Here is a 21518-nt window from a genome sequence, read left to right as displayed (position 1 = left end):
GCTCCGGTCGAGCGAATATCCTGTATGGGTGAACTGGACTGTCGACGTGCCGATCGACCGCTTGCCCGAACTCCCGCCGCTGCCCACCGAGATGCGTGACCGCCTCGATGCAGCGTTGGCCAAGCCCGCTGCTCAGCAGCCGCAATGGCCCGAGGGTCAGGCCGCCGCGATGCGGACCGTCCTCGAGAGCGTGCCCCCGATCACGGTGGCCAGCGAGGTCGTGGCCCTGCAGGAGAAGCTGGCTCAGGTCGCTCGCGGCGAGGCGTTCCTTCTCCAGGGCGGTGACTGCGCCGAGACGTTCGCCGACAACACCGAGCCGCACATCAAGGGCAACATCCGCACCCTGCTGCAGATGGCCGTCGTCCTGACGTACGGGGCGAGCCTGCCCGTCGTCAAGGTCGCCCGTATCGCCGGTCAGTACGCCAAGCCGCGGTCGTCGAACGTCGACGCCCTGGGCCTGCAGTCGTACCGCGGCGACATGATCAACTCCCTCGTCGCCGACGAGGCCGTGCGCGCCCACGACCCGTCGCGGCTCGTGCGGGCGTACGCGAACGCCAGCGCCGCGATGAACCTGGTCCGCGCGCTCACCGGCGCGGGCATGGCCGACCTGCACAAGGTGCACGACTGGAACCGCGAGTTCGTGGCGTCGTCGCCGGCCGGGGCCCGGTACGAGGCACTTGCCGCGGAGATCGACCGCGGGCTGCAGTTCATGAACGCCTGCGGCGTCACCGATCCCAGCCTGCACCACGCGCAGATCTTCGCCAGCCACGAGGCGCTCGTCCTCGACTACGAGCGCGCGATGCTGCGCCTCGACAACGACGACGACCACGCGAAGCTGTACGACCTGTCCGCCCACTTCCTGTGGATCGGCGACCGCACCCGTCAGCTCGACGGGGCCCACATCGCATTCGCCGAACTCGTGTCGAACCCGATCGGCCTGAAGATCGGGCCCAGCACCACACCGGAGATGGCGGTCGAATACGTCGAGCGGCTCGACCCCACCAACAAGCCGGGTCGCCTCACCCTGATCTCGCGGATGGGTAACAACAAGGTTCGCGACCTGCTGCCGCCCATCGTCGAGAAGGTTCAGGCCACCGGTCATCAGGTGATCTGGCAGTGCGACCCGATGCACGGCAACACCCACGAGGCGTCCACCGGCTACAAGACCCGCCACTTCGACCGCATCGTCGACGAGGTCCAGGGATTCTTCGAGGTCCACAACGGACTCGGCACCTACCCGGGCGGCATCCACGTCGAGCTCACCGGTGAGAACGTCACCGAATGCCTCGGCGGCGCGCAGGACATCTCCGACCTCGACCTGTCCGGTCGCTACGAGACGGCGTGCGACCCCCGCCTCAACACCCAGCAGTCGCTGGAACTGGCGTTCCTCGTCGCGGAGATGCTCCGCGGCTGACCGCAGGGCGTACATTCACATTCAGGGGAACTCACTGCCCTGCACCTGCGGGGTCAGGGCAGTGAGACCAGGGTGACCGTGCTCCCGGGCTTCACGAGATCGCCGCCGCCAGGGTTCTGGCTGATGACGAACGACCTGTCCGTGTCGGTCACCTGACGCACCTTCACCTCGAGTCCGAGACGGCTCAGTTCATCGCGCGCGGATCCGACGGTCCGGCCCAGCATCGACGGCATTCGGACCGCGTTCGACACACTCAACGTGACGCTGGTGCCCGCATTGACGCGGGCGCCCGCCTTCGGGCTGGTGGCGATCGCGTCTCCGGCAGCGACGTTCCGGTCGAAGTCGGTGGTGACGTCCTGCACGACGATGCCCACCGCCTCGAGTGAGGCGCGCGCCTCGGCCTCCGACATGCCCTTCACATCGGGAACGTCTACCGGCGGTGCACCTTTGCTGACGATTAGCTTGACCGTGGACCCGGTCGCGAGCTCGGTACCCGGTGCCGGGTCGAGCGCGGCCACCGCCCCGATCGGGACCTTCGCGCTGAACGCCTGACCACCGTCGACCGGGGTGAACGTGCGGTTCCGCAGTTCCTGTTCGATTCCGGCGCGCTCACCGCCTGCGGGCAGCGGCGGGACCGTCGGCCTCCCGAGGGAGACTAGCAGGGCCACCGTGCCGTCGCGGGAGATCCGCGAGCCGCCGGTGGGATCGGTACCCAGCACCGTGTCGAGCGCAGCCGTGTCGGAGTACTGCCCCCGGATCTCCGTCGACAGTCCGGCCGCTTCGATCGCCGTCACCGCCGCACCGCGATCGAGACCGTCGGTGGTCGGGACCGCGGTGAAACGGCCCGAACCCATCCACCAGCCACCGAAACCCACCGCGAGGGCGAGCATCAGGATCACGAGCAGCCACACGATCGTGGTCCGGCGCGACCGCTGCCGTTCGGCGGCGAAGTCGGGGTAGTGGTAGCCGTCGTCGGGTTCGTCCTCCACCGCGAACGACGGTTCGTCGATCGGCGGGCGCGGAGTCTGCGTGGTGACCACCCGCGTGTGCTGGACACCGGGCTGCGCCGGCAGCGGGCTGGGCGGCGACAGCGGCGGGGCGGGGGGAAGGTGCACCGTGGGCGGTGCGGCGGGGCCCGGCGGCGCGCTCAGGGGCGGCGCGCTCGCGGCGGCCGCAGCGCTCAGGTGCTGCGCCGAGCGTCGCGGGGCGGGCACCCGGTAGGCGGGCAAATCGAGGGCCGCCGCGATGCTGCGCAGGGCCGAGCCCATCTGCTCGGCGTTGGCGAAGCGGTGCGACGGTTCCCGGTGGGTGGCCTCCGCGACGAGTTCGTCGAACTCGGGCGGGACACCCGCGATGAACGAACCCGGCCGCGGCACGTCCTGATTGATCCGCTGATACGCGACGGACAACGACGTGTCCCCGGTGAACGGTGTCCGCCCGGTGAGAAGTTCGAACAGCAGGACACCGGTGGAGTAGACGTCGCTGCGGGTGTCCGCGATACCGGACGTCACCTGCTCCGGCGACAGGTACGCCGCCGTGCCCAGAATCACACTGTTCGACGTGGTGGTCGACGCGGCGGCGGCCCGCACCAGACCGAAATCGGCGATCTTCACCTCACCGCCGTCGGAGATCAGGATGTTCTCGGGTTTGACGTCGCGGTGCACGAGACCGGCCCGGTGGGCGACTGCGAGCGCGTCGAGAACCGGGCCCGCGACCGCGGCCACCGCGTGCGGCGGCATCGGCCCGCGTTCCCGCAGGAGTTCGCGGAGCGTTCCGCCGTCGACGAGTTCCATCACCAGGAACGCGTGCTCGCGGTCGTGTCCCTGGTCGTAGACCGCGACGAGGGAGGGGTGCTTGAGTCGCGCGACCGAGCGGGCCTCGAACTCGAACCGGGTGACGAACGCCGGATCGGCCGCGAACTGCGGATCCATCACCTTGATGGCCACCGGACGGTCGAGACGCGTGTCGAGCCCCCTGTAGACGGTGGACATGCCGCCACGCGCGATCGTGGCATCCACCCGATAGCGCCGGTCGAGCAGCTCGCCGATCAAACGTTGACCTCCATCGTGCACAGTGTCCGTTCCCCCGTCAGTGCGCGCAGCCCGGCCACGCGCCCCTCAATCGTAGCCAGCGACACCGACCGGTAGCGCCACGCCGGAGGCGACCAGATAACGTTAGGGGAGTGAGTGCCATCCCTTACTGTGACGATGTCCTGGACCCTTCCGTCTCGCTCCTCCAGTTGGTGGACGTCGCGAAGAACCTCGGTGTGGCCGTCACCCGCGTGCAGCAGCTTCTGCGCGATCAGCAGTTGATCGCCGTCCGACGCGACGGCGTACTCGGTGTTCCCGAACTCTTCTTCGACGAGACCGGCGAGATCGTCAAATGGCTGCCCGGTCTCGTCGCCGTGCTCCACGACGGCGGATTCAAGGACGAGGAAATCCTGCAGTGGCTGTTCCGCGAGGACGACAGCCTTCCCGGCACCCCCGTTCAGGCCCTGCACGGCGACCTCGCCCGTGAAGTGATCCGCCGCGCTCAGGCGATGGGATTCTGACGGCCGGTCACCACACTCGGCCACGGGCAGGCACCGCGAGCCGGGCGAACTGAGGCAGCGCCGTCGCCCACCGGTTTCTCCGGGACACGGTGGCGCGCCGGTCGAGCACCCGGTAACCACCTCGCTCGATCTCGTCGAGAATGCGGGAATACAGCACGAACGCGGTCCGGATACCCGGTTGCACCCGCCGGTCCAGCATCGCGATGCCCGGTTCCGCGTCCCGGTACACCGACCGGGTGACCGAGATCAGGTGGGCGAGGGCCCGCACGATCCGCTGGTCCGTCGTGCCGCTGCGGCGACCGTGCGCGAGAAGTTCGGTGTCGACACCGAACGCGGCCAATTCGTCGGCCGGGAGATAGACCCGGCCCCGATCCAGGTCCTCGCCGACGTCGCGAAGGAAATTGGTCAGCTGGAACGCCTCACCGAGAGCCGCAGCGTGCGGTTCGGCATCGGCGACGGGCCCGGTGGTTCCGAGGACGGGCAGCATCTGCAAACCGATCACGACGGCCGATCCGTACATGTACGTCCGGAGTTCGGTCATGGTGCCGTACTCGGACCGATGCTCGGCAGTCCCCGGAACATCCATCCGCATGGACTGCAGGAACGCGAAGAAGTAGTCGTGGGGGATGTCGAAGGACGCGACGGTGTCGAGGAACGCGGGAAGGACCCGCCGCATCTCCCGTGAACACGCATCCGGCCCGACCGCGGTCCGGTCGGTGAAGCCGAGTCGCAGTGCCGCGTCGATCCGATCGAGTTCGGCGGCGCAGCCGCCGGCCGTCCGGCCGGGATCGACGTCCACGATGTCGTCGACCGTGCGGGCGAACCCGTACAGGGAATGCACGGCGGCGCGGCGGCGCTCGGGAAGGAGCCGGGTCGCGAGATGGTAGGTGCGACCGTGCTCCGCCGTCACCGCGCCGCAGTACCGATAACTGTCGGCCAGCTCGGTCATCAACCGGTCATTCGACGCGCGGCGACGACGCGGCACCCGCGAGGTCGGCGGTGCGCTGTTCCTCGACGGGCCGAGGTGTGCGCAGGCGCAGCGGGTCGACCGTGCGGAGCGACACGGCCGCGACGACCGCGGCGAACGTTGCGAGCACGACGTGCGGGAACGTGTAGAGGCCGATCGAACCGTCGGGCTGGAAGACCAGCATCAACCAGGTGGACAACCCGACGAGGATCATCAGGGTCCGGGTCGACAACGCGAAGCCGGCTGCGATGGCGATCGGCCACGAGTAGTACCAGGGCAGCGCGGCGGGCGACAGGATCACGATCGCGACCAGGACGATGAGGATTCCGAGAATCGCGTCACGCTCGGTCTTCCGGTAGCGCCACCAGGCCGCCAGCACGAGAGCGACCAGCGCCACCGCGCAGATCGGGCGGGTGATGGCCAGCACCTCACCCAGCCGCAGTTCCGCAAACCACGACGTTCCGACGGTCACGATGTGGGCGAGGATCGTCGGCAGCGACAACCAGTTGATGATCTTGTTCGAACCGGACAGCGCGGTCATCCAGCCCAGTCCGACACCGGCGACGGCGGATGCGGCCGCGAAGATGGCCACGAACACGGCGAACCCCGCGCCCGCGGTCTTCGCGAACGACGCGAGCGGCGACGCGGGTGTGCGCCCCTCCGCCTCGGCCTTCTCCTTCTCGTGGAGCATCCAGATCCACACCATGAAGGGCAGCGCGGCGCCTGCGGTCGCCTTGATCGCGACCGCGACGGCGACGAGGGCGATCCCGGCGAGATGGCGACGTTCGAGGACGAGCGCGATGCCGGCGATCATCAGGCCGACCATCAGCAGCTCGTTGTGCACCCCGCCGATGAGGTGGACGAGGACCAGCGGATTGAGCACGGCGAGCCACAGGGCGATCGCCGGATTGCCGCCGAGGTGCCGCGCGAGGTGCGGAACCCCCCACACCATCAGCGCGAGTCCGGGCAGCATCGTCACGCGCAGAAGCATCGTCCCGGCGATCACGTTGTCGCCGGTCAGCCCCGTGATCCCCTGACTGAGGAGCAGGAACAGCGGACCGTACGGCGCGGTGGTGGTGGTCCACACGTTGCTGACGTTGTCGAGGAGGACTCCCGGGTTGACCACCGGCCCGACGGCGTACGGGTCGAACCCGTCACGCAGGAGCGCACCCTGCGCCAGGTAGGAGTAGGCGTCGCGGCTGAACATCGGCACTGCGAGGAGCAGCGGCGCCGTCCACACCGGGACGATCATCCGCAACTGCCGGAGGGTGACGTCGCCGCCGAGCGTGGCACGACCCAACCGCACCCAGGCCGTGATCATCGCGACCACACCCACCCAGACGATGACCGTCGACAGGATCTGACCGTGACCGAACCGGAGCCACGACAGGTGCATCGCCTCGAGGAGTGGGTCCTCGCGGCGGACGCTGCCCGCACCGAAACCACCGAACGTGATCATCACGGCGCCCACGAAACCGAGGATGGCAGCGTGCCCCTCCGGGCTGCGGAGGAAGTCGGCCGTGGTCTGGGGCCACGACCGCTGCGGCGTGGTCGTCGCAGCGGCGACGGTCGCCTGCCGGGCAGAGGACGTCATGAGTGCAGATTCCTCCCCCGAGGTGAGTTCGGTTGCGGTCGGTGCGCTCATCGGCGTGCGCATCGCATGGTCGAGGACCCAGTTTAATTGCTGCCGGCACCAGTTCCCGCCACGCCTCGCCCTATCCTCCCGCACTTGATGCTTTCGTGTGTCTTTCCGCGCTTCGTGCTGCGGTGGGCCCGGTGATGCGGGCGGCCGCGAGCTTCCCCGACAGCAGGACGGTCGGAACTCCGACGCCCGGAACGGTGCCGGAACCGGCGAGCACGACGTTGTCCAGGCCTCTGACCAGGTTGGGGCGCCGGAACGGTCCGGTCTGCCGGAACACGTGCGCCGCCGCGAAGGGGCTGCCCGCCGCCATGCCCTTGCCGAGCCAGGTGAGGGGGGTGTCGACACGGTCGATCGTGAAATGCTCCGCGATCCCGTGGTACCCGCGCGTCTCGAGTTCGCCCAGCAGTTCGTTCACGTACGGGCCGGTCAGCGACGACCACTCCAGCGGTGCGCTGTGCAGGTTCGGGCAGGGCGCCAGCACCGACAGCGGTTCCGAGGGAATCCCCGAGCGGTCCAGGACGAGGCCCGGATCCGACAGGGCGGGCCGGGTGATCAGCAGCGACGGGTCCGTCATCAGCCGTCCGCGCCCCGCGCGGGCGGTGATCTCCGCGAACGTCCGCTTCCACGCGTGACCGAAATCGATGGTGTGGTGTCGTTGGGCGGCCCACTGCGACGCGACCGCGGTGGGGACGGTCCCGTGCAGGACCACGGCGGACGGCGACACCCGCACCCGCCGGGGGCTCCGGCGTGTCACCGGGCGGAGCAGTGCGTCGACGACGGCGGTGTCCGGGGTGAGCACCAGCGCGTCGCAGTCGATGCGGTCACCCGCCGCAGTGACGACGGCGCCGACGCGGTCCCCGTTTCGCTCGAGCGCCGCGACCTCGGTGTCGAACCGGATCTCGCCACCTGCTGTGGTGAGGGCGTCGGCGAGGGCGAGCGCGATCGAGCGCATCCCGCCGCGGGGGAAGTAGACACCGAGCGAGGTGTCCATGTGGGCGATCGCGCCGTACACCGCGAGGGCGTCGGCGGGCGCCACCCCGGCGTACAGGGCCTGGAACGTGAAGATCCGGCGGAGTCTCGGATCGGTGATCGTGCGGTCGACGCGGGCGCCGAGCCTGCCGAACCCGCCCAGGGCGGTGAGCGTCAGCAGATCCCGCGCGGCCGCGGGGGACGAGACGAGATCCAGCGGCGAGTCGAAGTTCGCATCCATGAACCGGTGGTATTCGGCCTCGAAGATCCGGCCGAGCCAGCGCCGCAGCCGCAGGTACCTGGCCGACTCCTCCGGCCCGCACACCCGGCTGACCTCGGCGACCATCGCGTCGGGATCGGAGTGCACGTCCAGCGAGGAACCGTCGGCGAACCGCGCGTGATACGCCGGCGCCAGCCGCTCCAGGACGAGCGGCGGCCGGGTGGACGCGAAATCCGCGCCGACGGCGGCGAGGGCCTCGCCGACCAGTTCGGGCATCGTGAGGACGGTGGCACCGTTGTCGATGTCGTAGCCGGGACCACGGTAGGTGCCGACCCGGCCGCCCGGCGACGACTCCCGTTCGAGGACCGTGACCCGCCGGCCCGATCCGGCGAGGTGCAGAGCGGCCGAGAGACCGGCGAGACCCGCACCGACGACCACGACGTGATCGGTGCGGCCGGGAACCGTCCGGAGCGCGCGGGCCATCCCCGGACCCTCAGTAGTCGCGGCGCGTCGCGGCGACGGCCATCTCGGTGAGCTGCTGCTTCGCCTCGGCGGTGGCGGTGCTCGCCGCCAGCGTCGACAGCGCGTTCCCGACGAGTTCCTCGATCTGCTTCTCCACGTCCGCGACAGCGCCGAGCGACGTGATCGTGGTCCGGAGGGTGTCCACGTCCGAATCGGACAGATCGGTGCCGATGCCTTCGCGGAGGAGTTCGGCCGCCGCGGGGTCTTCGGCGTCGGCGCGCTGCAGCGACATCGCGAAGAGGACGGTTCGTTTGCCCGCCCGGAGGTCGTCGCCGGAGGGTTTCCCCGTCACGGCCGGATCGCCGAACACGCCGAGCAGGTCGTCGCGGAGCTGGAAGGCGATACCGATGTCGGTGCCGAATCGGCGGTACGCCGAAACCAGGGTGTCGTCGGCGCCTGCGAGCGCCGCGCCGAGGTGCAGGGGCCGCTCGATGGTGTACGCCGCCGTCTTGTACCGATTCACCTTCATGGCGGCGTCGATCGACTCGTCCGCCCGGGCCTCGTTGCTGATGTCGAGGAACTGCCCCCCGAGCACCTCGGTGCGCATCGCGGACCAGATGGGGGAGATGCGGGCCGACGCGTCCGGGGTGATGCCGGAGTCGCGGATCATGTCGTCGGCCCAGGCCAGCGCGAGATCGCCGAGGAGGATCGCGACGCTCTCGCCGAAGTGAGCGGAATCACCGCTCCACGCCCCGGCGCGGTGCTGTTCCGCGAACTCGACGTGGACGGTCGGGAACCCGCGGCGCGTCGTGGAGGCGTCGATGATGTCGTCGTGGACCAGCGCGCAGGCCTGAACCAGTTCCAGCGCGGAGCAGGCGCGGAGCACGGGTCCGGCGTCGGGGCCGCGCGCGTCGCCGCCCGCCCCGAGCCAGCCGGTCCACGCGAAGGCCGGGCGGACCCGCTTGCCTCCGCGCAGGACGAAGTCTTCGAGCGTGGTCACGGCCTCGCGGTAACCACCACCCACGGAGTCGACGAGGTCCTGCCGGCTGGTGAAGAAGTCGCGAAGCGCATTTTCGACCTCGGCCGCGAGGGCGGCGGGGCGCGTTCCAACGGACAGTGTTGCCTCCAGGATCGAATTCTCGCGTGCGCGCCGAGACCGGCGACAGGCGTCGACACCACCATAGTGGGCGCCCTCCCGGGTGGCCGGATACCCGGATCCCGCCGCCCGCGCAGACGCAGTGGGTGCATTGCCCCGGGCACTACCTATGCTGGACGGGTGACATTCGATTCCGTCAGGGGGCGGGCCAGCGAAGGTTGGGTGACCCGCACTCCGTCCATCGTCGACCGGATCCGGTCGTCCAGCGACGGACGGGTCCCCTTTTCCGTCGAGTTCTCGCCGCCGCGTGACGAGGCCGCCGAGGCTCGCCTGTGGCGTGCCGTCCGGGAGTTCGAGCGGATGGGTCCGGCCTTCGTGTCCATGACCTACGGTGCGGGCGGGTCGACGCGGGACCGCACGGTCCGCGTCACCGGGCAGCTCGCCGAGGAGACCACCCTCCTGCCGGTCGCGCACCTCACGGCCGTGTCGCACAGTGTCGACGAACTGCGGTCGATGGTCGGCGCCTACGCCGACCGCGGAATCAGCAACATCCTGGTCCTGCGCGGCGACCCGCCCGGTGACCCGCTGGGCGAGTGGGAGAAGCATCCGGACGGAGTCGAGTACGCCGAGGACCTCGTCCGGCTCGTTCGCGACCTCGGCGACTTCCATGTGGGCGTCGCGTCGTTCCCGGAAGGCCACTACCGGGCGCCCGATCTCGCGCACGACACCCGGTACCTGGTGTCGAAGCTGCGGGCAGGCGCCGAGTACTCGATCACCCAGATGTTCTTCGACGTGGACGACTACCTGCGGCTACGCGACCGGGTGTCGGCGTACGACCCCGAACAGGGCGCCAAGCCGATCATCCCCGAGATCATGCCGATCACGTCGCTGCGGTCGGTCCGCCGCGTGCTCGAACTGTCGGGGTCGCGTCTCCCGGCGCACCTCGAGAAGCGTCTCGCCGCGGCTGCCGGGGACGGTCCGGAGGAGAACCGCGCCGCCGTGCGCGAGATCGGCATCGACGTCGCCACCGAGATGAGCGAACGCCTCATCGCGGAGGGCGCACCCGGCCTGCACTTCATCACCCTCAACTTCGCGCGCGCCACGAGCGAGGTGCTGGCCCGGCTCGGCGACAAGGTCGGGTCGGGTGTGGCGGATCCCGCCGCGGTCACCCCGGCGCGGGTCAGCTGAGGCTCCGCCCCTTCCACCGGGTGCGCCCGCGGCGGTGATTGCGGTGTGACGACACCGTCAGTGCCGTCACCGCGGCGACGGACAGCGGGTGCGCGACCGCCCCGGCCACGTCGGCGGCGGTGATGCGGCCACCGCGTTCGAGTGCCCGGGCGCACAGCCGCGACGTCGTGGCCGCGAGATATCCCACCGCACCCCACCGGCGCACGCGTCCCCGTCCGGCCGCGAACGCGACCGGCGGCGCGAGGTACGCCACACTCGCCGCACCGAGGACCGCCGCGGCGCCGAGGCGGGAGCCGAATGCCGTCCACAGCCAGCGGTCGTAACCGCGGCGCAGCGCGCCGGCGTCCTCGTACATCCGGCACGACGCCGACCGGCCGGCCACGACCAGTGCGGTCGCGTGACCCCGAGTGCGGAGCAGCCGCGCGATGTCGAGGTCCTCGATCACGCTGTCCACGACGGCCCGGTGACCTCCGACCCTGCGGTACGCGGCGGAATCGAACACCATGAACTGCCCGCAGCCCACCGCCGTCGACGGGCGCCGCGACCGTCCGGCCACGCGGATCGGCAGCGTCGCCGCCCACGACCACGCGAGCAGCGGCTGCACCAGCGCCTCGGTCACCGACCCCGCCTGCTGGAACGGCCACGGGCAGACCAGCGCGGCCTCGGACTCGCGCAGTGCGGCGCAGGCGGCCTTCAGGGCACCCGGACGCAACCGCACATCGGCGTCGAGGAACACGAGTATCCCGCCGTCGCCGCGGCCCCGGGCGAAGGCGTGCTCACTCAGCCGATGGCAGGCCGCGGGTTTGCCCACCCAGCCCGGCGGCGGTTCCGCGGTCCCCCGCACCACGGAGAAGCGGGGGTCCGCGCCGCTCGCAGCGTCCGCGACGTCGGCGGTCCCGTCCGTGGAGGCGTCGTCGTAGACGAACACCCGCAGATCGTCGACGCCTCGCTGTTCTCGCAGGTCACCGATCAGGTCCGGCAGCCGGTCACGTTCGTCCCGGGCCGGGATGCAGACGGTGACGGGTTCGGTGACCGGGCGGGCCGCCGTGGGGAGGCGCGGGGCGCGGCACAGGTTGACGACGGTGGTGGCGAGTCCGAGAACCGAGATCAGGGAGCCGATCCGGACGACCCGCTCGATCGGGCGAGAGGTCACACCTCCGAGTGGTCCCGTGCGCGACCGCTGCCGATCACCGGATCCTTGTTGCGGGCCATCCAGGCCAGCGCACCGACGATCACGGCGACGCCCAGCGTCACGCCGGCCATGATGCCCGCCCAGCCCGCGAAGCTGCGGGTGCTCGGGTCCGAGTAGCGCACCTCGGCGCGGATCGTCGAGGTGTCGCCGGCGGGAAGTTTCCACGACACGATCGAGTCGCCCTCGCGGGTGCCGTTGGTGGTGGCGACGCGCGCCGGGAAGGCGATCGTGAACTGCACGTCCGTGCCCTGCGCGGGGACCGAACTGAGATCGGCCTTCCCGTCGAGGGTCACGAGGTCGCCGGTCCGCTGGAGCGAGATCTGGAAACTCCCGTTGGCCTGCTCCGACATGGTGCCGAGCTGCTGCACGTCGCCGAACGTGAGGTCGCTGAAGAACGCCTGGCTGCCGACGTACCCGTCCTTCTTGTACTCCTGGACGCGCACCTTGTCCGACAGCGAGTCGGGCGGAGTGAGTTGCGGGCCCTTGTCCTGATCGTTCGCCGGCACGGCGGCGGCCACGATCTGGCCGGAGACCCGGTCGTCGGCGGACACCCCCATCGACACCTGAACCCGCAGGCATCCCGCGAGGAGGGGCACGAGGAGGAGCCCGAGGGCCGCGAGGGACAAAGCCCTCCGCGAGCGGGTCGAGGTCGGAACTGAGGGCGGCTGCACAGTCGTATCGTGCCAGGGGAGTGGATCGGTGTCAGGCGTGAGGGTGCGTGTCGTGGGTCCCGGGTCGCCGGGCGCGCGGCCGAAGCAGCGACACGAGCAGCGGAACTCCCAGGATTCCCATCGCCAACCACCCGTAGATCGCCGAATACCGCAACTCGGGAGAGCCCAGGAACACCGAGTGGGCCAGCGCCGAACCGAGCCACGTCCACAGGAACAACCCGATCGGGACACCGTCACGGTGCCGGGTCCCGGCGTCCAGTCGACGGTCGATGCGGTCCACGGCGACGGCCATCACGGCCGCGACGACGAACCACCCGGCGTAGTTGGTCAGCGGAATGTGCTCGATACCGGGCAGGCCGGCGTCGGTGACACACCAGCGCCACTGCCCGTCCGCGACCATCTGCGGGTCGAGGTACAGGTCCCAGCCGACCACCCCGATCGTCGTCAGCGCGATGCGCGTCAGCCGTCGACGCGGACCGCGCGCGAGCACGGACGCCACACACCACACCGGATAGAACCCGGCCGTCCACGCGAACGGCACCACGAGAGGCACCCCCGCGAGTGCGGGCCCAAGCCGGTCGACGCTGTAGTCGTAGCAGCCGTAGGGGAAGCCGGTGGCCGTGCCGACGACCTCGGAGCACAGACCGAGCCCTGCGGTGACGAGCACCAGTCCCACCGTCCAGCGGGCACCCCGGGTCACGGCCGCGTGGGTGACGGACGCCGCGGCCAGCAGCGCGACGACGAGCACGGTGACCACGTCGCGGGTACTGCCGTGCACCAGCGGGTAGACGATCTGCGCCGCGACCGCCGCGCCGGCGAGGATCAGGGGCAGGCGGGAGGTCATCGCCGGCGTCGCAGGCGTCCCAGGCCCCGCCGGTCGTCGTGGAGCGCGATGCGTGCGGCGCTGCGACCGCTCGCGCCGGACACCCCGCCGCCCGGGTGGGTGGAGGCGCCGGTGAGGTACAGGCGGTCGGCGCCCGGCACCCGGTGCCCGGACAGTTCGGGGAGGGGACGCCACATCATCATCTGGTCCAGCGACATCTCCACGTGCATGACGTTGCCGCCGAGCAACCCCATCTCGTCTTCGAGGTCCTGCGGCGACTGCACGTGCCGGTCGAGGACGGACTGACCGAAACCGGGTGCCAGCGCGTCGATCTCGGCGACGATCCGATCGGCCTCCGGTCCGGCGAGGTCGCTCCAGCGCCTGCCGCCGCTCAGCCGGTACGGCTGCCACTGCGACCACAGGGTCACCTGGTGCCTGCCCTCGGGTGCGATGGTGGGGTCGAGGCCACTGAAGCTCATTCCCAGCACCGCGGGCCGCGGCGGGAGTTCCCCGGCGAGCGCCGCGCCGTGCGCGAGCCGCAGGTGCGCGCGATCCGAGACCAGTAGCTGGAGCCCGTGGGTGACCGAGGCGTCGGGCGCACTCGGATAGGCGGGGAGGGCGTCGGTGGCCAACCGCACCACCATCCCGATCCCCGGGCCGACGCGGATCCGGCGACGCCACCGGTGGAGGGTCTGCGCGTCGTACCCGCCGCGCTCGAGCAGGCCGAGTGTGGTCAGCACGTGACAGCCCGCGATCACGGCCCGTGAGCGGATCTCCCGCCCGGACGCCGTCCGCGTCGTCCAGGAGTCGCCGTCGCGGCTCAACGAGACCACCGAGTCGCCGAGCGAGACGGTCCCGGAGTCGGCCCGCAGCCTCGCGGCGAGAGCCGCGGTCAGGGCTCCGCTGCCGCCGACGGCACGGCCGGGCGGAATGGTGTGCATCAGCGCCGCGAATCCGACCATCGGCGCCGTCCCCGGCTCCGACATCGGCGGACCGGACTGGGCGCCGAACCATGCGAGGGCGGCCTTGAGACGCTCGTCGTCGAAGTACTCGTCGAGCAGCGCGTCGCCGGAACCGAGGAACTGCCGGGACAGGTCGCTGCCGCCGCCGCCCGTGTCGAGCCCCCAGAACGACGAGAGCAGCGCAGGCCCGGTCGGCGGGTTCGAGAACGCGCGCATGACGCGTGCGCTGCGCGGACCCCACACCGCCACGAACCGGCGGTACGCGTCGGCATCCGCGGCGCCGCAGGATTCCTCGATGGACCGGCACGTCGCATCCAGGCTGCGGCGGAACACGATGCCCGGCCGATCCGTACCCGCCGGGGCGGGGGCGAACGCCCACGGATCGCAGTCGAGGTACCGCAGTCCGTGCGAACCGAGATCGAGTTCCTCGACGATCCCCGTGTGACGGACCATGATGTGCGCGGACGACCCGCGGTCGACCTTGTACCCGGGGAAGCGTTCCACCGTGGACACCGCGCCGCCGAGCACGGTGTCGCGTTCGATCACCTCGACCGACCAGCCGGATCGCGCGAGGTAACACGCCGACACGAGGGCGTTGTGTCCCGACCCCACCACCACCGCGTCGATCACAGGGGAAGCCCGCGTCCCAGCACCGCGAACGGCCGGTTGTCCCCGGCGAATCGGAAGTGGCGCAGGACGTCTCTGAAGCCGAGGCGGCGATACAGCCGCCAGGCGCGGTTGTCCTCGTCCGCCACTTCGGGGGTGGAGAGCAGCACCCCGCGTTCGGGCCTGCGTTCGAGGAGGCGGAGGAGCAGGGTCTCGCCGAGTCGGTGTCCCTGGGCGTCCGGGTGGACGTGGAGTTCGGTGAGTTCGAAGTAGTTGCCGAGGATCACGTCGATCTGGTCCCGGGTCCACCCCGTGTGGCGCAGACCCGAACGGACCTGCTGGTGCCACCACTGTTCGGGCGCCCCGCGGTAGCCGTAGGCGACGGCGACGAGCCGGGCGGCCCCGTTGTCGGTGGATCCGTCACCGGCCGGGACGAGCGCGCCGACGCCCCGCCACCCCGAACGCTGCAGGTGCTCGTTCCACATCGGCGCCCGGTGGTATTCGGTGCCGTGGGGATAGCCCATGGCGGCGACGTAGATCGACAGCGCCTCGTGCAGGCGGTCGCGGAACTCGGTGGCCGAGAGTTCGACCACGAGCGGAGTCTGGTCAGCGTTCGTGTCGACCGGTCTCACCTTTCTCTTGACGACGTGTCGGTGGGTCCAGCTATATTGAATAGGTCGAACAGATGTTCGATAGCGGGGATCCGGCGATGCTCGAGGGAAGCGAGCATCGCCGGCCCCCGAACTCACGACCTGACTACGCCCGGCGGGGTGGTTGCACCGGGGTTTTGGAGGTGTTCGAAGTGATGACGAACCCGGTCACGGGACCGACCTCTGGGAACTCACGCCGACCGGGTGACGTACGCAACCCGGGCTCCAGGCGGGGTTCGGTGCTGCTCGATCGCGCCGACGCGCTCCTCGCTCAATCGGTGGGGGCCGGTGGGCCGGCGGATCGATTCCACAGCGCGTATCTGGCCGCGCTCCGCGGGGCGGGCGCAGTGCTGGCCGCCGTCGAGGGGCCCGCGGCGGGGCGCAGACGGACACGAACGCGTAACGCCTGGGTTCTCATGGCCGACGCGGCGCCCGAATTCGTGAACTGGGCCGACTACTTCGCCGGGCACTCCGCCACCCGCGCCGCGATCGAGGCGGGAATGTCGCGAACCCTCACCGATCTCGAGGCCGACGAGTTCTTCGTCGAGGTCGGACGCTTTCTCCAGGCCGTCGAAGATCACATCGGACGTGGCGCGGGTCTCGATCTGCGGGCGTCCTAGTCGGCGGCGGGCCCGGAAACGGCGGGAAAACGGTGGGACGTCCGCGACATTGCGGTGCCCCGAACGGGGTTCGGTGCGGGAGTCCGTAAGGTTGGTCGGGAACTCGTACGTGGAGTAGGTGGTACGGGGATCGAACTGCTCGTATTATTAAATCTAGGTAGCCGCCAAAGTCGGTTACCCACCGTCTCGCACCGTGAGGCGGTGGCCAACACTCCAGTGCCGGGGGAGGTACCGTGCCACTCTCCGAGCACGAGCAGCGCATGCTCGACCAGATCGAGAGCGCTCTCTACGCCGAGGATCCCAAGTTCGCCTCCACTGTGCGAGGCGGTCGCATGCGTGCGGCATCGAGTCGTCGTCGATTGCAGGCGGTGGCCCTGTTCGTTCTGGGGCTGGTCCTGCTCATCGCCGGCGTCGCCCTTCCGATCAAGCCGGGCGGTTTTCCCGTCATCAGCCTGATCGGCTTCATCGTCATGTTCGGTGCCGGAGTCCTCCTCCTGTGGGGTGGAGGAAAGAGCAAGTCCGGACAGTCCTCACGTGGTGGCTCGACCACGCAAGGTGAGACCGGCCGTGCCGATCGCGGTAAGCCCCGAAGCGGGCGCAAGAGTGGCGGATTCTCGTCGCGAATGGAAGACCGCTTCAAGAAGAGATTCGAGCAGGAGTAGTACTACCCGCTCAGCAGCCCAGTGGCGGCGTGGCATGTGATGCCGCGCCGCCACTGCTGTGTCGGGGCCCGGTCCCGGGTCGCCCGGGTGCGGAGGCGGGTCGATCCGGTGGGGCCAGTGAACCGTCCCGCCCACGAATCCCCACCCTCACCCACCCCGTTTCCCCACTTTCCCCCCTCTGCTCCGCGACGAACCGCGAGACGGGGGCGCCGCCCCCTCGCGTTGGGCTTTCACCTGGGCTTTTGCGCCATCCTGCCCTGTTGTGGGGACGAGCCCGATCGGCTCCGCTCGTGGCGGTGATCACGTCGGGAATTTTCCCCCACCATCTGCAATGAGCGTTGACCAGCAAGTATTGGGCAAATTGGGGAACAACACGCCGTTATCCACCTTGTGGGTGGGGGAAAGTGGGGTACTGTGGTGCGCAGCGGGGAGCGAAGGTGAACCGCCCGGGCATACGGCGTTCGATATGAACGCGGTGGGAGGTGTCGAGTGTTTCTCGGTACCTACACGCCGAAGCTCGACGACAAGGGGCGGCTCACGTTGCCCGCAAAGTTCCGGGATGCGCTGGCGGGAGGGTTGATGGTCACCAAGGGTCAGGATCACAGCCTCGCGGTGTATCCCCGGGAAGAGTTCACCGCTCTCGCACGCAAGGCCGCGGCCGCGTCGAGAAGCGATCCGGAGGCGCGAGCCTTCGTTCGCGGACTGGCGGCAGGTACCGACGAGCAGCACGCAGATGCCCAGGGGCGCATCACCCTCTCGGCAGATCACCGTCGTTACGCGGGTCTCTCCAAGGACTGCGTAGTGATCGGTTCGGTCGATTTCCTCGAAATCTGGGATGCGCAAGCCTGGCAGACCTACGTCGAGGCGAACGAGGAGAACTACTCGCAGGCAACAGGAGTCGCGCTCGGCGAGATCGTCTGAGCGTGACCGCGTCCCCGCGAATGCCGCGAGGCCTCTGTCCGACGGAACCCTGACGCACTTCCCCAGCGCCAGGTTTTCATTTCGGGCAGGGACCTCGAAGCATTCGCCACGGCAACTGGCCGACAAGAGAAGGTCGAGCAGTGAACCCCGGCACCGGGCACTTCACCCGCACCACAGAGCAGGAGCCGGAGGGATCATGGTGGATCACGAGGGGGAAGATTCCTCGCCCGCCGATGGTTTCGGTCACATTCCGGTTCTGCTTCACCGCGCCGACGAACTGCTGGGCCCCGCCCTCACCGTGAACGACCCGCAGGGCGGGGGAGCCGTCATGATCGACGCGACCCTCGGTCTCGGCGGACACTCCGAGCACTTCCTGCGGACCTACCCTCAGCTGAGGCTCATCGCCCTCGACCGAGATCCGCACGCGCTCGAGATCGCCGGCGGACGGCTCGCACCGTTCGCCGATCGCATCACGTTCGTGCACACCCGCTACGACGGCATCGAGGACGCGCTCGACCAGGCGGGCCTGCCCGCTCAGGAGTCGGTGCACGGGATCCTCTTCGACCTCGGCGTTTCCTCGATGCAGCTCGACGAATCGGATCGGGGGTTCGCGTATTCGATCGACGCGCCCCTCGACATGCGGATGGACCCGACCACCGGCATCACCGCGGCCGAGGTCCTCAACACGTACAGCCACGGAGATCTCGCTCGTATCCTCAGCACGTACGGCGAGGAGCGCTTCGCGGGCAAGATCGCGTCGGAGATCGTCCGGCAGCGCGCGAAGGAGCCGTTCACCACCAGCGCAGCGCTGGTCGAACTGCTGTACCGCTCCATTCCTGCGGCGACCCGCCGTACCGGGGGACATCCCGCCAAGCGGACGTTCCAGGCCCTTCGAGTGGAGGTCAACGGCGAGCTCGATTCACTGCGCGCCGCGGTCCCGGCTGCACTCGACGCGTTGACCGTCGGGGGACGCGTCGTGTTCATGTCGTACCAATCCCTGGAAGACCGGGTCGTCAAGCAGGAAATCACTCCCAGGTCGAAGTCGAAGAGCCCCGAGGGGCTTCCTGTCGAACTACCGGGGATGGGACCGGAGTTCCGGATCCTCACACGGGGGGCGGAGCGGGCGTCCGAACAGGAAGTCGAAGAGAACCCACGATCAGCCCCGGTGCGTTTGCGCGCTGCAGAAAGAATTGCCAGGAGGTCGGCGGCATGACGGTTCAGGTGAGTTCCACCGAGATGCGGCCCGCGCGGGCGGCCAACCGGACGGGCGCGGCTGAGCGGGCGTACAAGAAGCGCACCCAGCGTGCGGCCGTGCACAGTGGGTCCGCGATCGCCGTCTCCGGCAAGAACCGCACCGGTACGCTCACCGCCCGCATCCCGTTCGTGGCGACGATCCTCGTTCTGCTCGCCATGGGTCTGGCCATGACACTGCTGCTGACCACCCGCTCCGCCGAGGACTCGTACCAGCTGAGCGCCGCCCGCGCTCACAACCAGTCACTCGCGGAGGAGAAGGCCGCGCTGCAGCGTGACGTCGAGACCGCCAACTCCGCCCCGAAACTGGCAGAGGAAGCGGCCAAGCTCGGCATGGTGCCCGCCAACGATCCCGCTCGCCTCGTCGTCCACCCCGACGGCAGCGTCGAGGTCGTCGGAAAGCCGGCCCCGGCGTCCGGTGCACCCGTGCCGCCGCTGGATGCCGCTGTCCCGCCCACCCAGCGCGGCAACGCCGTCGCGACCGCCCCCAACCGCGGGACGACGACGCAGTCGCCGCGCGCCACGCCGCAGCCCGGCAATGGCACGGAGATCCAAGCTCAGGGTGAACAATTGGTTCCCGTGATCCCCTCGACCACCGCTCCGACGACTGCTCCACCGTCCGGCGGTCGCCGGTGAATCGAAGCGCACCGAGAAGTCGTCCCCGGCGCCCCAAGGGCGCCGGTTCGGCGTCCTTTCCGTTCAGGCAACGGTACGGACGCCTGGTGATGTTCTTGGCGCTCGGCCTCGCCGCAGTGCAGCTTCTGTGGATCCAGGTCATCGACGCACCACAACTGTCCGCGGAGGCGGCGAACCAGCGCACCACCACCGAGGTGGATCCGGCGCTGCGCGGGTCGATCACCGACCGCAACTCCAACCCCATTGCGTTCACGATGGAAGCGAAGGCCCTGACGTTCCAGCCCGCACGGGTGCGGAAGGAACTCGAGGAGGCGAAGGCCAAGAGCGACACCGCCCCCGACGTCGACTCCCGTCTCGACGCGATCGCGAAGGAGATCCACGACCGGCTCGGCGACGCCGCACCCGAGAAGGATCTGAAGGAGAAACTGCACGGCGACGACACGTTCGTCTATCTCGCGCGCAGCGTCGACCCCAACATCGCGGCGCAGATCAGCGACAAGTTCCCGGAGGTCGGACTCGAACGCCAGGACATCCGCGAGTATCCGGGCGGATCCCTTGCCGCCAACCTCGTCGGCGCCACCGGCTGGGACGGCCACGGACTGCTCGGCCTCGAGGACTCGCTCGACTCCACCCTGGCAGGCACCGACGGCTCCCAGACCTACGACCGGGGCTCCGACGGCGCGGTGATTCCCGGCAGCTGGCGTGACAAGCAACCGGCGGTGGACGGGTCGAGCGTCGAGCTCACCATCGACTCCGACCTGCAGTACTACGTTCAGCAGCAGGTGCAGATGGCCAAGGACAAGTCCGGTGCGAAGGACGCCTCGGCGGTCGTGCTCGACTCCCACACCGGTGAGGTGCTCGCGATGTCGAACGACAGCACGTTCAACCCGGCGATCGGGGTGGGCAACAATCCGCGGACCGCGGAGATGGGCAACCTGTCGGTGAGCACGCCGTTCGAACCGGGCTCCGTCAACAAGATCGTCACCGCGGCCGCCGCGATCGAGTACGGGCTGACCACACCGGACGAGGTTCTCGAAGTTCCCGGCAACATTCAGATGTCGGGTGTGTCGGTGAAGGACGCGTGGGACCACGGGGTCGCCCCGTACACGGCCACGGGTGTGTTCGGGAAGTCCTCGAACGTGGGCACCCTGATGCTCGCCCAGCGGGTGGGGGAGGACCGCTACGCGGACATGCTGTCCAGGTTCGGTCTCGGCCAGCGCACCGACGTCGGGCTACCCGGTGAGAGCGCCGGCAACGTCCCCAGCCGCGACCAGTGGTCGGGGGGCACGTTCGCGAACCTGCCGATCGGTCAGGGCCTGTCGATGACACTGCTGCAGATGACCGGCATGTACCAGGCGATCGCCAACGACGGCGTTCGCATCCCGCCGCGCATCGTCAAGGCGACCGTCGACGCGTCGGGGAACCGGACGGAGACCGAGGCGCCCGAGGAGGTGACGGTCGTCAGCCCCCAGACCGCGTCCACCGTCCGTGACATGTTCCGCTCCGTCACCCAGAACGACACGGGCAACCAGCGCGGCACCGGGGTGCAGGCAGCCGTCGACGGGTACCAGATCAGTGGCAAGACGGGCACCGCGCAGCAGGTCGACCCCGCCTGCAAGTGCTACTCGAACTCGAACTACTGGATCACGTTCGCCGGGATCGCCCCCGCCGACAACCCGCGGTACGTCGTCGGAATCATGCTGAACGCGCCGACACGCAGCGCGGACGGTTCCGGCGGCCAATCCGCGGCGCCGCTGTTCCACAACATCGCGTCCTGGATGTTGCAGCGCGACAGCGTGCCGATGTCCCCGGACCCCGGACGCAGGCTGGTGCTGCAGGCCGATTGAGCGAAGGTCGGCCGAATCGGGTTCCGAGAGCGCTCGCGGTAATCTGACACGTCGGCCGTTCAGTAGACACGGACTTTCCCGTGGACGCAGGGAACTGCCGAGGTAGCACGCTGTATCGATCCGTGCACTATGCCGTTGTCAGTGAGAGTCGACATCCGAGAGGAACCC

Annotated in this window: 19 protein-coding genes; 9 read left to right on the top strand and 10 right to left on the bottom strand. The window is 69.6% G+C overall.

Going from position 1 to position 21518, the window contains the following annotated elements:
- Positions 1-28: 28 nt before the first annotated feature.
- Complete coding sequence (locus ACLIVD_RS24430; RefSeq protein ID WP_477956580.1) at positions 29-1414, top strand: class II 3-deoxy-7-phosphoheptulonate synthase; 1386 nt, start codon at positions 29-31, stop codon at positions 1412-1414.
- 53 nt (positions 1415-1467) lie between these two features.
- Here ACLIVD_RS24430 and pknB read toward each other — a convergent pair whose 3' ends face one another.
- Complete coding sequence (gene pknB, locus ACLIVD_RS24425; RefSeq protein WP_283334252.1) at positions 1468-3486, bottom strand: Stk1 family PASTA domain-containing Ser/Thr kinase; 2019 nt, start codon at positions 3484-3486, stop codon at positions 1468-1470.
- A gap of 110 nt (positions 3487-3596) precedes the next feature.
- Here pknB and ACLIVD_RS24420 point away from each other — a divergent pair, with 110 nt between their 5' ends.
- Entirely contained in the window at positions 3597-3965 is a 369-nt protein-coding gene (locus tag ACLIVD_RS24420) for an Rv2175c family DNA-binding protein (protein WP_105413630.1), read from the top strand.
- A gap of 7 nt (positions 3966-3972) precedes the next feature.
- Here ACLIVD_RS24420 and ACLIVD_RS24415 read toward each other — a convergent pair whose 3' ends face one another.
- From ACLIVD_RS24415 to ACLIVD_RS24400, 4 genes are all read right to left on the bottom strand, one after another.
- Positions 3973-4914: a phytoene/squalene synthase family protein gene (locus ACLIVD_RS24415; protein WP_283334253.1), complete on the bottom strand. Its 942-nt coding sequence runs from the start codon at positions 4912-4914 to the stop codon at positions 3973-3975.
- A gap of 7 nt (positions 4915-4921) precedes the next feature.
- Positions 4922-6526 (bottom strand): alpha-(1->6)-mannopyranosyltransferase A, encoded by a 1605-nt coding sequence (locus tag ACLIVD_RS24410; protein WP_280782574.1) that lies wholly within the window; start codon positions 6524-6526, stop codon positions 4922-4924.
- Positions 6527-6647: 121 nt separating this feature from the next.
- Positions 6648-8246: a phytoene desaturase family protein gene (crtI, locus tag ACLIVD_RS24405; RefSeq protein ID WP_491930798.1), complete on the bottom strand. Its 1599-nt coding sequence runs from the start codon at positions 8244-8246 to the stop codon at positions 6648-6650.
- 10 nt (positions 8247-8256) lie between these two features.
- Positions 8257-9354 (bottom strand): polyprenyl synthetase family protein, encoded by a 1098-nt coding sequence (locus tag ACLIVD_RS24400; RefSeq protein WP_283352603.1) that lies wholly within the window; start codon positions 9352-9354, stop codon positions 8257-8259.
- A gap of 189 nt (positions 9355-9543) precedes the next feature.
- On the opposite strand from ACLIVD_RS24400, the gene metF reads away from it, so the two are divergent.
- The gene (gene metF, locus ACLIVD_RS24395; protein WP_280782572.1) at positions 9544-10509 is read left to right on the top strand and encodes a methylenetetrahydrofolate reductase [NAD(P)H]; all 966 of its coding nucleotides are present in this window, start codon (positions 9544-9546) and stop codon (positions 10507-10509) included.
- Here metF and ACLIVD_RS24390 read toward each other — a convergent pair.
- Genes ACLIVD_RS24390 through ACLIVD_RS24370 form a run of 5 tightly spaced genes read right to left on the bottom strand, consistent with a single transcriptional unit; the run spans position 10502 to position 15395 of the window.
- A complete protein-coding gene (locus ACLIVD_RS24390; RefSeq protein ID WP_491930797.1) occupies positions 10502-11662 on the bottom strand; it encodes a glycosyltransferase family 2 protein in 1161 nt (386 codons plus the stop codon). The genes metF and ACLIVD_RS24390 overlap by 8 nt on opposite strands.
- Complete coding sequence (locus tag ACLIVD_RS24385; RefSeq protein WP_280782570.1) at positions 11659-12372, bottom strand: LppM family (lipo)protein; 714 nt, start codon at positions 12370-12372, stop codon at positions 11659-11661. Before ACLIVD_RS24385 ends, ACLIVD_RS24390 begins: the two co-directional genes overlap by 4 nt.
- Before the next feature lie 31 nt (positions 12373-12403).
- Positions 12404-13216, bottom strand: a complete 813-nt coding sequence (locus ACLIVD_RS24380; protein ID WP_418342483.1) for a carotenoid biosynthesis protein — start codon at positions 13214-13216, stop codon at positions 12404-12406.
- Positions 13213-14787 (bottom strand): phytoene desaturase family protein, encoded by a 1575-nt coding sequence (locus ACLIVD_RS24375; RefSeq protein ID WP_280782569.1) that lies wholly within the window; start codon positions 14785-14787, stop codon positions 13213-13215. The genes ACLIVD_RS24380 and ACLIVD_RS24375 overlap by 4 nt, the downstream gene beginning before the upstream one ends.
- The gene (locus ACLIVD_RS24370) at positions 14784-15395 is read right to left on the bottom strand and encodes a GNAT family N-acetyltransferase (RefSeq protein WP_280782568.1); all 612 of its coding nucleotides are present in this window, start codon (positions 15393-15395) and stop codon (positions 14784-14786) included. The genes ACLIVD_RS24375 and ACLIVD_RS24370 overlap by 4 nt, the downstream gene beginning before the upstream one ends.
- A gap of 257 nt (positions 15396-15652) precedes the next feature.
- Here ACLIVD_RS24370 and ACLIVD_RS24365 point away from each other — a divergent pair, with 257 nt between their 5' ends.
- The 6 genes from ACLIVD_RS24365 to ACLIVD_RS24340 all read left to right on the top strand — a co-directional run bounded on the left by ACLIVD_RS24365 (position 15653) and on the right by ACLIVD_RS24340 (position 21350).
- A complete protein-coding gene (locus tag ACLIVD_RS24365) occupies positions 15653-16033 on the top strand; it encodes an SAV_6107 family HEPN domain-containing protein (RefSeq protein WP_009473746.1) in 381 nt (126 codons plus the stop codon).
- A gap of 233 nt (positions 16034-16266) precedes the next feature.
- Entirely contained in the window at positions 16267-16695 is a 429-nt protein-coding gene (locus ACLIVD_RS24360) for an SCO2097 family morphological protein (RefSeq protein WP_009473745.1), read from the top strand.
- A 489-nt stretch (positions 16696-17184) separates the two neighbouring features.
- Positions 17185-17616, top strand: coding sequence for a division/cell wall cluster transcriptional repressor MraZ (mraZ, locus tag ACLIVD_RS24355; protein WP_005247637.1), 432 nt, complete (start codon positions 17185-17187; stop codon positions 17614-17616).
- A gap of 196 nt (positions 17617-17812) precedes the next feature.
- On the top strand, positions 17813-18829 hold the full coding sequence (gene rsmH, locus ACLIVD_RS24350; protein WP_105413639.1) for a 16S rRNA (cytosine(1402)-N(4))-methyltransferase RsmH: 1017 nt from the start codon (positions 17813-17815) through the stop codon (positions 18827-18829).
- On the top strand, positions 18826-19503 hold the full coding sequence (gene ftsL / locus ACLIVD_RS24345; RefSeq protein WP_491930796.1) for a cell division protein FtsL: 678 nt from the start codon (positions 18826-18828) through the stop codon (positions 19501-19503). The genes rsmH and ftsL overlap by 4 nt, the downstream gene beginning before the upstream one ends.
- Positions 19500-21350: a peptidoglycan D,D-transpeptidase FtsI family protein gene (locus ACLIVD_RS24340; protein ID WP_491930795.1), complete on the top strand. Its 1851-nt coding sequence runs from the start codon at positions 19500-19502 to the stop codon at positions 21348-21350. The genes ftsL and ACLIVD_RS24340 overlap by 4 nt, the downstream gene beginning before the upstream one ends.
- The last annotated feature ends 168 nt before the right edge of the window (positions 21351-21518 follow it).

The sequence above is a fragment of the Rhodococcus sp. G6(2025) genome, assembly GCF_058628105.1.
This window is presented reverse-complemented; position numbering and strand designations above follow the sequence as displayed.

What these genes read in the sequence shown, in the direction of transcription:
- ACLIVD_RS24410 (WP_280782574.1), bottom strand. Translation starts at nt 6,526, where the DNA reads ATGACGTCCTCTGCCCGGCAGGCGACCGTCGCCGCTGCGACGACCACG.
- ACLIVD_RS24380 (WP_418342483.1), bottom strand. Translation starts at nt 13,216, where the DNA reads ATGACCTCCCGCCTGCCCCTGATCCTCGCCGGCGCGGCGGTCGCGGCG.
- ACLIVD_RS24415 (WP_283334253.1), bottom strand. Translation starts at nt 4,914, where the DNA reads ATGACCGAGCTGGCCGACAGTTATCGGTACTGCGGCGCGGTGACGGCG.
- crtI (WP_491930798.1), bottom strand. Translation starts at nt 8,246, where the DNA reads ATGGCCCGCGCGCTCCGGACGGTTCCCGGCCGCACCGATCACGTCGTG.
- rsmH (WP_105413639.1), top strand. Translation starts at nt 17,813, where the DNA reads ATGGTGGATCACGAGGGGGAAGATTCCTCGCCCGCCGATGGTTTCGGT.
- ftsL (WP_491930796.1), top strand. Translation starts at nt 18,826, where the DNA reads ATGACGGTTCAGGTGAGTTCCACCGAGATGCGGCCCGCGCGGGCGGCC.